This is a genomic window from Aquimarina litoralis, from assembly GCF_019295435.1.
In the GTDB taxonomy this organism is placed as follows: Bacteria; Bacteroidota; Bacteroidia; order Flavobacteriales; family Flavobacteriaceae; genus Aquimarina; species Aquimarina litoralis_A.
In genome coordinates this window covers 1-13,998 of sequence record NZ_WEKL01000025.1, presented here as the reverse complement: position 1 = coordinate 13,998, position 13,998 = coordinate 1, and the positions used below count along the sequence as shown (strand labels likewise).

The following is a 13,998-nucleotide window of genomic DNA, read 5'->3' as shown; positions in this document are numbered from 1 at the left end:
TTCCGAACTCCTGAATAATTAGATTAACTGCCTTTTTTAAGCACATTCCCTAGGTTCGCTTAAAAAACAAATGAGACTTTTCTTTCTTATATTACTAATCATTTCTTTTTCATGCTCCGACAAGCTTACTAAACCAAACAAAATACTTTTTGTAACAAGTAATGCAACACATTATGGTAATTCTGATATTGAAACCACAAACAACTTTCCCGAAATTGTATATGCCTATCATGAATTTGATAAAGCAACTATCGAAGTAGATTTTGTAAGTCCAAATGGTGGACAAATTCCTATAGGATATATACATAGTTCTGATACAATTATACAAGACTATCTTTTTGATACCACACTTTTAAACAAACTAAAAAATACACTACATCCATCTGAAGTTGTTAAAGAAGACTATTATGCCATCTATTATGTAGGTGGTGGGAGTGCTATGTTTGGAGTTGCAGAAAACAAACCTATTCAGAAAATAGCCTTCTATATTTCTGAAGAAAACGATGGTCTGCTCACAGGAATCTGCCATGGAATTGCAGGAATGGTAAACATCAAAAATAGCGATGGGCAATTTGTGATGCAGAATAAAAAAATTACAGGATTTCCAGATGCTTTTGAAAACATAGAAGCCGACTACTATAAACAATTTCCATTTTCCATCGATCAGGCAGTTACTGATCGTGGCGCCTATTTTGAATATTCTAAAAAAGGATGGGACGGCTTCTACATTGTTGATAACAAAATAATTACTGGTCAGGATCCCACAAGTGCTCATCTAATTGCAAAAGAAATTATCAGAAAATTTACCTCATCTAAGTAAACATCAAAATGAATCTATCAAAAAACATTTTATTCTTTGCTTTATTAATTAGTCTTTATGTACAATCGCAAAGCCTTACAACCCAACAAAACAAATACATCGACAGTCTTACGGCGCATTGGAATCAACCCATTCATCCAGGAGGCGCTATTGCTTTTATTCAAAATGGAAAAACCATATTACAAAAGGTTGCTGGAACAGCAAATATTGATAAGCAACAACCGATTACTGAGGAAACTTCTTTTCAACTAGCGCAATTATCAGATAGTTTTATTGCTTTCGCCCTTATACAATTACATCAAGAGAAAAAACTTTCATTAGATAACAAGCTTTCGCTATACTTTCCCGATTTTAAAAAATTTAAACAAAAACTTACTATAAAAAACTTATTGCAACAATCTTCAGGAATTCATGATTTTGAAATTCTAAAAAATATAGCTGGTTGGAGAGATACCGATCACTTTTCGAAAGAAGATGCATTACACCTTATAAGGAATCAACAATCTTTAAGTTTTATTCCGGGAACTGAGTTTTCATATTCTCGCTCAAATATGTTATTAGCCTCAATGCTAATTGAAAAAGCATCGAAAATGCCTTTTGAGAAATATATGGAAGAACAGGTTTTTACTCCTTTAGGAATGAAAAATACATTTGTTATAAACGCTGCCAATCAGAATACTAAAAACCTTGCCCAATCATATAGGATACAAGATAATGACATCACTCTTATCCCATCACTTAAGGAAACCTATGCAGGAATCAATATTGCTTCTTCTCTATCCGATATGATCCTTTGGGAAAAAAACTTAGCATCTCCCAACTCGAAAACCCAAGAAATCGTTACTTTATTTTCCTCTTTTGTACAATTAAACAATGGTTTGGAATATAAAGCTCCGAGAGGTACTTTAATGTATGGGCAACGATATGTTCATAAAGAAAGAGGATTAGAAACTATAATGTCTACAGGTGGAATTGATGGTTATGCTTCGACAATTTTTAATTTCCCAACAGAAAAATTTACCGCGATTGTATTAAGCAATAATGGAGAGCCCTATAATGGATATATTGGGATGCTATCTGCTCATTCTATACTTGGCAATAAGTTTACAGAGCCTTTTTCGATTGATTTCAGTACTATCCGTTCCATTCCAATTGACCAAAACTATCATCGACAGTTCGAAGGGTTTTATTGGGATGCTATTGGCGAAATTTCAAGAGAAATTAGAATTGAAAATGATACACTCCGATATATTCGTCCTAACCAAAGTACTGCACTCATTCCTATATCCAAAAATAAGTTTCAAATGAAAACAGATTTTGATGACAAGATATTTCTTACGTTCTCAAAAGACGCTAAAAATAAAGTTAGTATGTCCTTTGCCTTTGGAGATGCTACTCCTTTCGAATTTATAAAATATACTCCAAAAACTCTCACCCAGAAAGACTTGCAATCTAAATATAGTGGCGAGTATTATTGTAAAGAAATAGGAATTGGTTATCATTTTGAAGCTAAAGACAACAAACTGATTTCTTCAAATGTAAAATCTGATACTATGACTTTTAGTCCTATCAAACAAGAAATTTTTTCTGGAGATCAATGGTATATGCAGAGTATAGAATTTAGAGTAAACTCTGAAGGCATAGTAGAAGGTTTTTACGTAAGAAATGATGCGATACGAAACCTGTGGTTTGAAAAAATCAAAAATCACAAATAATCAACACCTTATTTAATTTCATAATGAGATTTATTATAATTACAACATTATTTTATTTAGCCTGTATTCAATCTACTCTTGGCCAATCAACAGCTACAAAAATCACAAATGAACTTCAGCGTCATTTTGAAGAATCCAATTTACCAGGTTTTTGTATTTCAATTGTAAATCATAAAGGAATACTTTATAAAAAAGGATTCGGATATAGTGATGTGACATCCAAAACGGCTTTCACCGAACATACTGTTCAAAATGTTGGATCTGTTTCAAAAGCTATTTTAGGAGTTGTTTTAGCAAAAACAATGGAAAAATATGAACTAACTTATGATGATAAAATAAATGATTACCTGCCTTTTAAAGTAAGTAACCCATATTATAAAAATGAAGAAATACGTATTAAACATATAGCTACCCATACATCAACCATTCTAGATACAAAACATTATGAAAAATCATATATAGCAGAAGAATTTCAACCTCATAAAGAAATCCATAAAGGATATGCTAACTTTCTCAAGTCCCATAAAACTATGAGTTTAGAAAGTTTTTTATTTAAAATTATTAGTCCAGATGGCAACTGGTACAAAAAGAAAAATTTTATTAGGGCCAAACCAGGTAAACAATCAGAATATGCAAATCTTAATGCTTCATTAGCAGCTTTGGTAATTGAAAAAGCAACCAATCATTCCTTAGAAGACCTATCTAAAAAACTTCTTTTCGCCCCTTTAAAATTGAATAGTACAACTTGGAATTTCACTTCTGTTGATAAAAACAAACTTGCAACCCGATATTTTCCATCTGGTAAAATTGTTCCAAATTATTCATTAATCACCTATCCAGATGGAGGTTTATATTCTAATGTTAAAGATTTAAGTGTTTTATTACAGGAGTTAATCAAGGCATTTAATAAGAATAGTATTTTTTTACCACCTAAATACGCAAGTGTATTGCTTCCTGGAGATAAAGACAACCAACGTCTATTCATAGGAATGGGAAAGAAAAGCAAAAACATTGGACATTCAGGAAGCGATCCTGGCATACAAGCTGATGTTCAATTCAATGCTAACAATAAGATAGGACGTGTTATTCTTACCAATGTTAATGCTGCCGATAATGAAAAATTATATCGTGAGTACAGAAAAATTCATGATATAATTGCTAAGTATGAAACACAACTAACAAATTAATACCCTCAAAAGCATATTACAATCGCTCCCACATTTTATCGGCATTTAACCGAAAGGTTCCTAGATGATCAAAGTTACATTCTGTAGGTGCTATGATCGATAAAAACGGTTCTTCATTGCTATTGCGATATAAATGATAGGTTTCACCAACGATCGGCTCAAAAGTAAACTTAGCATTATACACCAAATTGTTATATTCAAACTGTTCCATCAGCACATCATACTGCGCTTTTAGCTCATCATATTTGGCCTTTACCTGTTTATTTACCTTATGCACATTCGTATTTTTCCATGCAACAGCATCAGGAATTGTTATGGTTGGAGCTCCTACATCGGTAGCATAGGGCTTTAAGGCAGCATCATATTTATTCTCTTCTTCGTTAAAAACTACTTGATCTGGTTTTTTATCACTCATTAGTTTCTTTTTGAAATTTTATTATGTGTAATCTGTTTTTGACGGGAACATTTGAACCTTCCTTCTTCAAAAGTACGTTTTTTTGAATGTTTGGTTTTTCGTCCTTGCACTCTTTTACGCCACATTCTGAAGCTAGATGGCTTCATTTCTCTGCGCATTAAATTGATTACTTCTTGTTCTTTCAATCCAAATTGCAGTAAGATAGCATCAAAAGGAGTTCTATCTTCCCACGCCATTTCTATAATTCTATCGATATCTCGTATTGATAATTCTTTTTGTATCATCCGCTATTGCATTTTCCTATTTGGTAATGTATGTTTTTTCAAAATTCTATATCCTTCTTTTTTCACCAATACATCATCACGCATTTTCCAAAGGGTATCACTAGCCCTTTTTCTGGTAGTATTCATATCGACAATGGGAAATGGGTAATCTTTTCCCATTTCAAAATCATGAAACTGTTGTTCCATGGGTGGCATTTTATAGGGCTCATGGATGTAAGCTACTGGTAGATCTTTTAATTCTGGAACCCATTTCTTTATAAAAACACCTTCAGGATCGTGATCCATACTGTTCTTTATAGGATTATATATTCGTAGTGTATTAATTCCTGTTTCTCCGGCTTGCATTTGAAGCTGAGGAAAATGTATTCCTGGCTCAAAATCCAAAAACATACTTGATAAATGCGCACTTGCTTCTTGCCAAGGTTGCCAAAGATTATGGGTAAAAAAAGACACTACCAAAGCTCGCATTCTGAAATTAATATAACCAGTCTCTTGTAAACATCTCATACATGCGTCCACAAGCGGGTATCCTGTTTTCCCTTCTTTCCAAGCTTTTTTATAGTCTTCCGAAATCCGTTTCTTTAACTTCCGATATCCTTTATTAATACTTTCAAATTCCATAATATCTTCCATCTCAAATTTCTGAATAAAATGTACTTGCCATTGTAGTCTGGAAGTAAAAGCATCAATTTGCTTTTTATCATTTGATACCGCTCTTTGTTGGACTGCATATTGCCAAACCTGTCGAATTGATAGATTTCCCCAAGCTAGATATGGAGATAAACGACTGCAACCTTTTCGTGCTAACTCAGGTTTTGAAATATGAAAACTATAATTTTTATACCTTCCTTTAAAAAAAGAAGTCAAATATTGATAGGCTTTGGTTGTTCCTCCTTGTTGAAAATTAATATCTGGAGTAGTCTGCAGATCTTCGGTTTTAAAAACTTTTTCTAACTCTATTATTTTTTCAATTGGAATAAAACTATCAGGCTTAGGGTTAAATTCAAACTGCTGCTGATTCATATAATGCTCGCAGTCTTCTCTCCAACTCTCTCTATTTCTAAGACCTCTATGTATACCATTATTTGTGTTTTCTACCCATTGAATTAAGTTGTTCTTGCAAAATCGTGAGAAGGCCTTATCACGCTCATAGGTTTTTCTTATACCTGTTTCTTTATGCGAGAACACCTGATCTATTTTCCAAAACTGTTGTAAAATCCCCATTGCCTGAATAACTTCGGAAGAAACACTGATAATTTTTGTCTGGTAAATTTCAAGTTGCCTATTAAGATCTTCTATAGATTGTTTAATAAAATTCCAATGACGTTTACTGTAATGTTTATCTTCTTTTAAGGAATTTTCAAAAATGTATAACAATAATGTTGGTGTATTTGTAGCTATAGCATTATAAATCGCCCCATTATCTTGTAGTCTAAGATCTCGTTTAAACCAAACTATATTTATATGTTCTTTTTCAGTACTCATCAGGGTTTGCTATAATATGATTGGCCCTTGTTTTTAATTTGTGTAATTTTTCTTTATCCATTTTGTGTAATAAATTCAGCATCATGGACATACGTTGATTATTTTTAAAGTAGCCTTGTTTTTCATCAAGAAAATTCCAGTATAAAGCATTAAAAGGACAAGCATCTTCTTCATGCTTTTTTGACACTTTATAATGGCAACTTTTACAATAATTACTCATTTTATTGATATAACTACCACTTGATACATAAGGTTTTGTAGCTACCAAACCTCCATCTGCAAACTGACTCATTCCACGAGTGTTCGTTATTTCTACCCATTCGATCGCATCGATGTAAATTCCGAGATACCATTGATCTACCTCATCAGGATCCACCATCGTTAAAAGTGCATAATTACCTGTCACCATTAATCGTTGAATATGATGCGCATAGGCTTCATCTAAACTTTGTTGAATCGAAGAACGCAAACAATTCATTTTGGTATCTCCAGTCCAATAAAAACCAGGAAGCTTATTGTGATTATCTAACTTATTTAAGCTTCTATAATTTGGCATTTGACTCCAATACATTCCTCTCATATATTCCCTCCACCCTAATATCTGCCTAACAAAACCTTCTACTTGAGAAATAGCTATCTCATCTTTATGCGCTCTCCAATATTCAATTACTTTAGAAAGTACTTCCATGGGATGAAGCATTTTGCTATTCATAGCAAAAGAGAGTCTACTATGAAACAAGTATTTCTCATTCAAATGCATTGCATCCTGATAATCGCCAAAACATAGCAAAAGGTTCTCACAGAAATAATCTAACAATGACAAGCATTCTTGTCTAGTAGTAGGCCAATTGAATTGTTGAGTATTTACATTTCCAATTGTCTGAACACCTGAACTGATTAGTAGATCCACAATTTCTGTTACATCCTTTTCAAAGTTCTTTTCTAATGGAATGTCTGGACTACCGTTCCATTTCTTTCTGTTGCTATGATCAAAGTTCCATTTTCCACCTTCAGGATCTTTTTTAGTTAGCATCATGATATCATATTTTTTTCGCATATCTCGATAAAAATATTCCATGATATACTGCTTCTTACCAGCAAAAAAGTCTGCAAAATCTGTTCTTGAGGTTAAAAAATGCTCCGTATCATATGCATTTGACTCTATAGATAATGTACTACAAAACTCTTGTAATTGTACATCCAATCGATATTCATCGGGAAGTTGATACTCAAACTTGGTGATTCCTTTTTCCTGTATCAGCTTTTTTAAATTTACTACTAAATCTTGTGTATTTTTCAACTCATCCAATTGGTAATAAACAACATTATATCCTCTATCATGTAGCCAAGAAGAAAAACTGCGCATAGCCAGAAAAAAGCCTATTACCTTTTGAATATGATGCTTGGTGTAATCCGTCTCTTGTCTCATTTCGGCCATAAAATAGAACACATTCTCTTGTTCGGCTTCTTTATACCAAGAATGCTGATAATTTAATTGATCACCAAGTATTAATCGTAATATCATAAGTTAAAATAATGTAGGCTGAAGCCAAAGATTTTGAAATTTTTGTTGAGGATCATATCGTTCTGATTGAAGCTTGATATTAAATTTTCGATCTCTTGGATCATTCCCAACACCAGCTACATATTGCCAATTTCCATAATTGCTATGGACATCATAATCTATTAACATTGATTCAAAATAAGCTGCACCAATTCTCCAATCTAGCTGTAACTCTTTAGCAAAATAAGATGCTACATTTTGTCTTCCTCGATTACTCATCCAACCTGTTTGAGCAAGCTCTATCATATTTGCATTCACAAAAGGCTCCTTAGTTTCACCTTCTATCCATTGTTGAATAAGCTCTCTATTTTGAGACCATGAATAATATTTATGAAGTATCCCTTGTCTTTTAAAAAGATCATTACCATGTTTGAGCGAGATATATTTAAAAAAGTCTCTCCAAATCAGCTCGAAAACCAGCCAATACGTACTTTGATTTTTTTGAATTTTTTCTTCGTATTCCAGAACTTGATGATAAATAGTACGTGCAGAAATAGTACCATTAGCTAACCATGCCGAGAGTTTAGAGCTATAATCCGTTCCTATTAATCCATTTCTCGTTTTCTTGTAATATGAAAGTTTATGAGTTTCCCAAAAATACGATTGTATTCGTTTTAAAGCACAACGTTCTCCTCCAAGAAAAGGAAATGCAGATCGAGCATCTTGTTCAAAAAATTCAAAACCTAAGTCCTCTATACTGGGAATATGTGTGTCATTTTCAATAAGATTATCTGGCGCCATTGATAGAGTTTCTACCAAATTTCTAACACTTACATACCTCTCACATTGTTTCCTAAAAACAGTAAATACCTTGGGAGTTTCAAGAATATCAAAAGGAATATCTTCTGGATGAAAAAGAAATTGATCATAAGAAGTAATCCACTTCGACCCTAACCCTTTGATTGAACTTTTAACAGCTTCAGAAACTATCGTTTCTTCAGTTGTCCATTCCTCTTGAGTATATATTGCATTTACAGCATATTCATCAACCAGTTTTGGAATTACACTTTCTGGTTTCTTTCCAAACACTAATAAAGGTATATTTCGACTGGCTAAATTTTCCTTTAGATCAATAATACTTTCAATAAGAAACTTAGCTCTGAATTTCTCTGTTTTACGAAAACCAAATTCGTTTTTTTTAAATAATCTAGGATCAAAACAAAAAACGCCAATTACTCGATCATTATCAGTAGTAGCTTTATACAAAGAGGTGTTATCATCAACTCGCAAATCATTTCTAAACCATACTAAACCCGTTTCTTTCATTAACCGCCATCAATTTATTAAGAGTGCTAGTGCGCTTTATTTCTATTATTTCTGCATCGAACACTACAATATTGCACTTCTTCCCAGACTTTCTCCCACTTTTTTCTCCAAGTAAAAGGTCGTTTACAAACCTTGCATACTTTTGATGGTAGATGGGATTTTTTCACTTTAATTTCTGTTTAATAAAATTACGAAATACTTAAACAAAAATATAATTATAGAAGAATTTTAACAGGAAATAAGGAGATGTTAAGCCCTATCCAGAACTACTTAATTATTTGAAAAAGGGTACAAAAAAATACAATTGTCCATAAAAAAGTACGCAGCCAATTGGTTTTAATTAACTTGATTATGAATTTATCATTGATATTGTTATTTGCAATTTGATGATGCATAGGAACAAATTGTAAAAACGTGGACAGCCAAACTAGCGCTACCAAAAGAATGTGTAAGCAATTGAAAAGATTGAAAAATGTTATTGCCTTAAAACTACTAATTATCAATTGACCTACCATTAATGGAATAACGACCATTGAGATCCGTGAGGCATATACAGTGTACCATTTTGTTAGATTGTTACGGTCATAATATTTAAAACTTGGATATATAATGAGTTGCACCATCCATATAAGCACTACCAACCCAAAATCAAATAACAACTGTACTTGAAGAAAGCTCATTTAAGCAAAATCTGGCATTTCTGATACTCTTACATAAGGGAATTCATTTATTTTATGTAAACTGTAATAAGAATTCAACCCCGAAATACCTACTGTATCCATACTACTTAAATCAATATCCTTATGATCTCCGATACTGTATTCGGGAAGTATTAAATGATGAATTTCACCAATCATTAGAATTGTTCCATTAATTGGAATATCAATAGCTTCTACAAACTTCAAACCCATTTTAAGATAACTTTCTTCTACAAAAGGAGCTTTAAACCCATCCACATATTCTTCGGTCAAAGCACATCGAGAAAACTCTGATTCTTCTTTTTGTAACTTTGCAGAAGTATAATGAGCATTTTTCACAAATGATTGATGTACATGATTTATGGTGTAAGACCCATTTTGTAAAATGTTATCATATGTGTGTCTTGGAACATCTCCAACTGGTCTCATAATAAAACCCATCAAAGCAGGATCACTTCCTAAATGTACGACCGAACTGAAAATAGCGAGATTGGTCATTCCATCATTACTAATAGTTCCAATTAAATTTGCTGGTTTGATACCAGAAACAGCATTTATTATTTTCAAACGCTTTACGCGTTCCATTTTTTCTATTTGTTCTTTCGTATAATGCATTTACCTAAATCAGAGAATTAAATCGGAAAATCTATTAATTGTTTAAATAGTTCTGAAGTTCGGCTATTTTTTCCGGACTATTAAAAGCTCCTCCATAATATGTAGTTACGGTAGCAGAGGTATCGTCCTTCACACCTCTAGAAGAAACGCATAAATGCTTCGCATCGATTATGACAGCGATATCATCCGTCTGTAAAATATCCCTAAGTTCCATCGCGATCTGATTGGTTAATCGCTCTTGTACCTGTGGTCTTTTCGCATAATACTGAACAATTCTATTCAATTTTGAAAGACCTATCACTTTACCCGAAGAAATATATGCCACATGTGCTTTACCAATAATTGGCACAAAGTGATGCTCACAATTAGAATAAAACGTGATATTTTTTTCTACGAGCATTTGTTCGTATTTATACTTATTATCGAACAGTGCTACTTTCGGTTTGTTCTTCGGATCTAATCCTGAAAAAATTTCTTCAATATACATTTTAGCAACACGATCAGGAGTACCCTTAAGAGAATCATCGGTAAGATCCAATCCCATTACTTCCATTATCTCTCTAAACAAATAGGATATTTTTTCCTTTTTTTCTTCATCTGAAATATCAAAAGCACCTTCTTTCATTGGGGTTTCCATTCCAGTACTAATATGATCATCACCAATTTCATCGATTGAAAAACCATTTAACTTAATTCCATTAGTTTTAATCAATGTTTCTACTCCTATTTTCATTTAGCTATTAACTTTTAGTGAAAATAAATAAAACTTTTTCCATCTATTTTCGATTCATACAATTCTTTATCTATTCAAATCTACAAAACTGTTTAACTTAATACAATATTCATTAAACAAAAATTAACATATAAACTTATAACTTTTTAGAATTAAGAAAATCTTGTGATTCGTTCTATTGTATCTTATTCAATTTTCGTGCCTATAATTTGCGCAATTAAGAGTTTGTTGTATTTTTGAACTCTGTTTTTGAATAAATTATGTTTGTTCATTGTGCAGAGCCCCAGAAATATTTAAAACTTCCCACCTTAACATTGGTAATAATATATATTATTTTTGCCGCTTTTTAACGCATGAATCTTTTAACCAAAAACTCTTTGAATGAAGTCTTTTAGATTTTTCTTTTTTCTTTTATCTCTTATAACTATTCCTTTTGGGTATTCTCAAGTCAGAAATGAATATCAAATTTCTTTTGAAAACGCAGTACATCACGAAGCTGAAATTAGTGCTAAGTTTACGAATTTAGAAAGTGGGACTATTACTTTAAGAATGAGTAGAACATCTCCTGGTAGATATGCACTTCATGAATTTGCAAAAAATGTATATAATGTCAAAATAACAGACAGTAAAGGAAAAGATGTCACAGTAACGAGACCTAATCCTTATCAATGGGATGTTTCTGGACATGATGGCACTATAAATCTTACCTATACGTTATTCGCTGATCGTGCTGATGGAACTTATTCTCAAATAAATGAAACCCATGCGCATTTAAACATACCAGCTACTTTTATGTATATCCCTACATTAAAAGAAAGACCTGTTCAGGTTACTTATTTGGTAAGAGAAGATCTTAACTGGAAAGTTGCCACGCAGCTTATTCCTCTTGGAGGAAACAAATTCTTAGCTCCTAATTTACAATATTTCATGGATAGCCCTGCAGGAATTAGTAATCATACTGTAAAGCAATTTAAAGTACCTGCTGGAGGAACCGAATACACTATAAAGTTAGCTTTATTACACCAAGGTACAGAAGAAGAAGCAGATCAATATTTTGAACAAATCAAAAAGATTGTAGAGCAAACAAAGGCTGTTTTTGGGGATTACCCAAACTTTGATTATGGAGAATATACGTTTATTGCTAGTTATATGCCAATTGTTTCAGGAGATGGTATGGAACATCGTAATTCAACAATTTTAACAAGTACAAGAAGTCTCGCTGATGGAGGTATGGAAAAGAATATTGGCACAGTTGCACACGAATTTTTTCATGCTTGGAATGTAGAACGCATTCGTCCAGTTTCTTTAGAACCTTTTGATTTTGAAAATGCAAACATGTCAGGTGAGCTTTGGTTTGGAGAAGGTTTTACTAGCTATTATACAAACTTAATTTTATGTAGAGCTGGAATTATCACACAAGATCAATACATTGAAAGTTTAAGCAAAACCTATAATTATGTTTGGAATTCTCCAGCTCTTCAGTATTTTAATCCAATAGAAATGAGCTATCAAGCTCCGTTTGTAGATGCAGCTACATCTGTAGATCCAACAAATAGAGATAACACTTTTATATCTTATTATTCTTATGGAAGTATGTTAGGATTAGCTTTAGATCTTTCGTTAAGAAATGAGGACGATCTTAACTTGGACGATTACTTAAAATTAGTTTGGACTAAATACGGTAAAACTGAAATTCCTTATACCATAGAAAACTTGTTCTTTACTTTACGAGAATATGCAGGAGAATCCTTTGCAGATGATTTCTTCGAGAAATACATTTTTGATAGTCAAATTCCCGATTTCAAGAAATTATTAAATTCTGTAGCGATATATCCTAAAACTAATAGCAAGAAAGCTTATTTAGGAGTAGATGTTACTTTTGATAATGATGACAACGCTGTAGTTGCTAAATATGTTAAAAAAGGAACTCCAGCATATACCGCAGGCTTAGCTAAAGATGATGTTATTGTAGCTATTGACAATAAATCTTTTTCTGATATAGATTCATTTAACGATGTAATCAGCAAATATAAGCCCGGAAAAAAAGCTACTGTTATTTACAGAAGACTTGGAGAGGAGAAAAAAGCGTTAATTCGATTTGGAGTTGATCCTGAAGTGGTAATTACTCAATTTACCAAACCAAGTAAAAAAGCATTACTAAAAAGAGAAAACTGGTTAAAAGCTAAATAACTTTTAACCGAGAGCATACACAATAAAAAAAGTCGACAAGGTTTCTATTGTCGACTTTTTTTTGTTTTGTATTTATAGACTTCTTATCTACAAGAAGCCCTACAGCGATCAAGATCTGTTCTTGCTCTATCTAGTTGTTCTCTTGTTTTTTCTAAAGCAGCTTTGTACTCTTCAAACTCTTGAAATTCCTTTTTCTGTTTTGCAAGTTGCGCTTTTAGTTCTTTAATCTGTCTATAAGAACTTACAATATTAACATACATCTTATACCTATACGTAGTATCATTTGGATCTATAGCTTCTGTGAGATCTCCTATTTCTGATTCAAGAGATCTATTGATATAATACAGATCATCTTCTTTATCTGGTCTCTCTAAAGAATCAATCAATTTTTCGATTTTAAACATTCCTTTAGAAAAGTCTTTTTGAAATTTCGCATCTTTTTCAACTACAGCAACACGGTCTCTAAGAACCTTATTTTCTTTTAAAGGCACTCTATCAAAATCAAAAAAGAAGGCCATAACAATTAATGCGACTGTGAATAGAAAAAGTAAAGCAAATTTTAAAACACTATTTCTTCTTTCTTTATTGTTTTTTGGTTTCATTTTTTTAAAATATTATTTAATACACATTAATCTAATAAGAAGCTCCTTCTATTCTTTACATCAGGTTTGGCAATTACTTCTTCCTTCACAAATATATTAGAATCTGATTTCTTACCAATATAATCAAGTTCGTTTAATTTTTTAAATAGAGAAAGCATCAATTTTGTAAAACTAGATACATTGTACAAAGCTTTATTAATATCTGTATGTTGATAATCTAAATCCATCATTTCGATCAATACATTTTCAAATGCTCCTTGATTTAGATCACACCAATCAGAAAGATAATTCAAAAGCTCCTCTTTACCAGTTCCTGCATAGATATCCATACTATTTTTAATAACTCTAGCTAATGACATTAACTTTGTAATCATAGTCACAGGTGGTAAATGTCGATCATACAATCGAAACTCTGGTAACATTC

Annotated in this window: 13 protein-coding genes and 1 pseudogene; 4 read left to right on the top strand and 10 right to left on the bottom strand. The window is 32.2% G+C overall.

The genetic code is table 11. The annotated features are described in order from the left end of the window. Positions 1-70: 70 nt before the first annotated feature. From GBO31_RS14100 to GBO31_RS14090, 3 genes are read left to right on the top strand one after another with little or no spacing between them, the layout of a single operon-like run. On the top strand, positions 71-820 hold the full coding sequence (locus GBO31_RS14100; protein WP_219009003.1) for a type 1 glutamine amidotransferase domain-containing protein: 750 nt from the start codon (positions 71-73) through the stop codon (positions 818-820). 8 nt (positions 821-828) lie between these two features. Then, entirely contained in the window at positions 829-2,535 is a 1,707-nt protein-coding gene (locus GBO31_RS14095; RefSeq protein ID WP_219009002.1) for a serine hydrolase domain-containing protein, read from the top strand. Between the two features lie 23 nt (positions 2,536-2,558). Continuing rightward, positions 2,559-3,722, top strand: coding sequence for a serine hydrolase domain-containing protein (locus tag GBO31_RS14090; RefSeq protein WP_219009001.1), 1,164 nt, complete (start codon positions 2,559-2,561; stop codon positions 3,720-3,722). A 16-nt stretch (positions 3,723-3,738) separates the two neighbouring features. On the opposite strand, the gene GBO31_RS14085 is transcribed toward GBO31_RS14090, so the two are convergent. From GBO31_RS14085 to folE, 8 genes are all read right to left on the bottom strand, one after another. After that, the gene (locus GBO31_RS14085; RefSeq protein WP_219009000.1) at positions 3,739-4,137 is read right to left on the bottom strand and encodes a DUF2452 domain-containing protein; all 399 of its coding nucleotides are present in this window, start codon (positions 4,135-4,137) and stop codon (positions 3,739-3,741) included. Then, entirely contained in the window at positions 4,137-4,421 is a 285-nt protein-coding gene (locus tag GBO31_RS14080; protein WP_219008999.1) for a TIGR03643 family protein, read from the bottom strand. The genes GBO31_RS14085 and GBO31_RS14080 overlap by 1 nt, the downstream gene beginning before the upstream one ends. A 3-nt stretch (positions 4,422-4,424) precedes the next feature. Then, positions 4,425-5,906, bottom strand: a complete 1,482-nt coding sequence (locus tag GBO31_RS14075; RefSeq protein WP_219008998.1) for a cryptochrome/deoxyribodipyrimidine photo-lyase family protein — start codon at positions 5,904-5,906, stop codon at positions 4,425-4,427. Further along, the gene (locus GBO31_RS14070; RefSeq protein ID WP_219008997.1) at positions 5,896-7,431 is read right to left on the bottom strand and encodes a cryptochrome/photolyase family protein; all 1,536 of its coding nucleotides are present in this window, start codon (positions 7,429-7,431) and stop codon (positions 5,896-5,898) included. The genes GBO31_RS14075 and GBO31_RS14070 overlap by 11 nt, the downstream gene beginning before the upstream one ends. 3 nt (positions 7,432-7,434) lie before the next feature. Continuing rightward, a complete protein-coding gene (locus tag GBO31_RS14065) occupies positions 7,435-8,736 on the bottom strand; it encodes a DASH family cryptochrome (RefSeq protein ID WP_219008996.1) in 1,302 nt (433 codons plus the stop codon). A gap of 26 nt (positions 8,737-8,762) precedes the next feature. Further along, positions 8,763-8,903: a DUF2256 domain-containing protein gene (locus GBO31_RS14060; protein WP_219008995.1), complete on the bottom strand. Its 141-nt coding sequence runs from the start codon at positions 8,901-8,903 to the stop codon at positions 8,763-8,765. A 513-nt stretch (positions 8,904-9,416) separates the two neighbouring features. Next, positions 9,417-10,019 (bottom strand): flavin reductase family protein, encoded by a 603-nt coding sequence (locus GBO31_RS14055; RefSeq protein ID WP_246615878.1) that lies wholly within the window; start codon positions 10,017-10,019, stop codon positions 9,417-9,419. A 64-nt stretch (positions 10,020-10,083) separates the two neighbouring features. Then, the gene (gene folE / locus GBO31_RS14050; RefSeq protein ID WP_219008993.1) at positions 10,084-10,782 is read right to left on the bottom strand and encodes a GTP cyclohydrolase I FolE; all 699 of its coding nucleotides are present in this window, start codon (positions 10,780-10,782) and stop codon (positions 10,084-10,086) included. A 381-nt stretch (positions 10,783-11,163) separates the two neighbouring features. Between folE and GBO31_RS14045 the strand changes: the two genes are divergently transcribed. Continuing rightward, positions 11,164-12,972, top strand: a complete 1,809-nt coding sequence (locus GBO31_RS14045; RefSeq protein WP_219008992.1) for a M61 family metallopeptidase — start codon at positions 11,164-11,166, stop codon at positions 12,970-12,972. Positions 12,973-13,055: 83 nt separating this feature from the next. Here GBO31_RS14045 and tssO read toward each other — a convergent pair whose 3' ends face one another. Together tssO and GBO31_RS14035 are read right to left on the bottom strand one after the other, a co-directional pair. Then, positions 13,056-13,574 carry a type VI secretion system TssO gene (gene tssO / locus GBO31_RS14040; RefSeq protein ID WP_219008991.1) on the bottom strand — a complete coding sequence of 173 codons (519 nt, stop codon included), beginning with the start codon at positions 13,572-13,574 and terminating at the stop codon, positions 13,056-13,058. 26 nt (positions 13,575-13,600) lie between these two features. Next, positions 13,601-13,998, bottom strand: a pseudogene (locus GBO31_RS14035) (hypothetical protein); the annotation flags it as partial.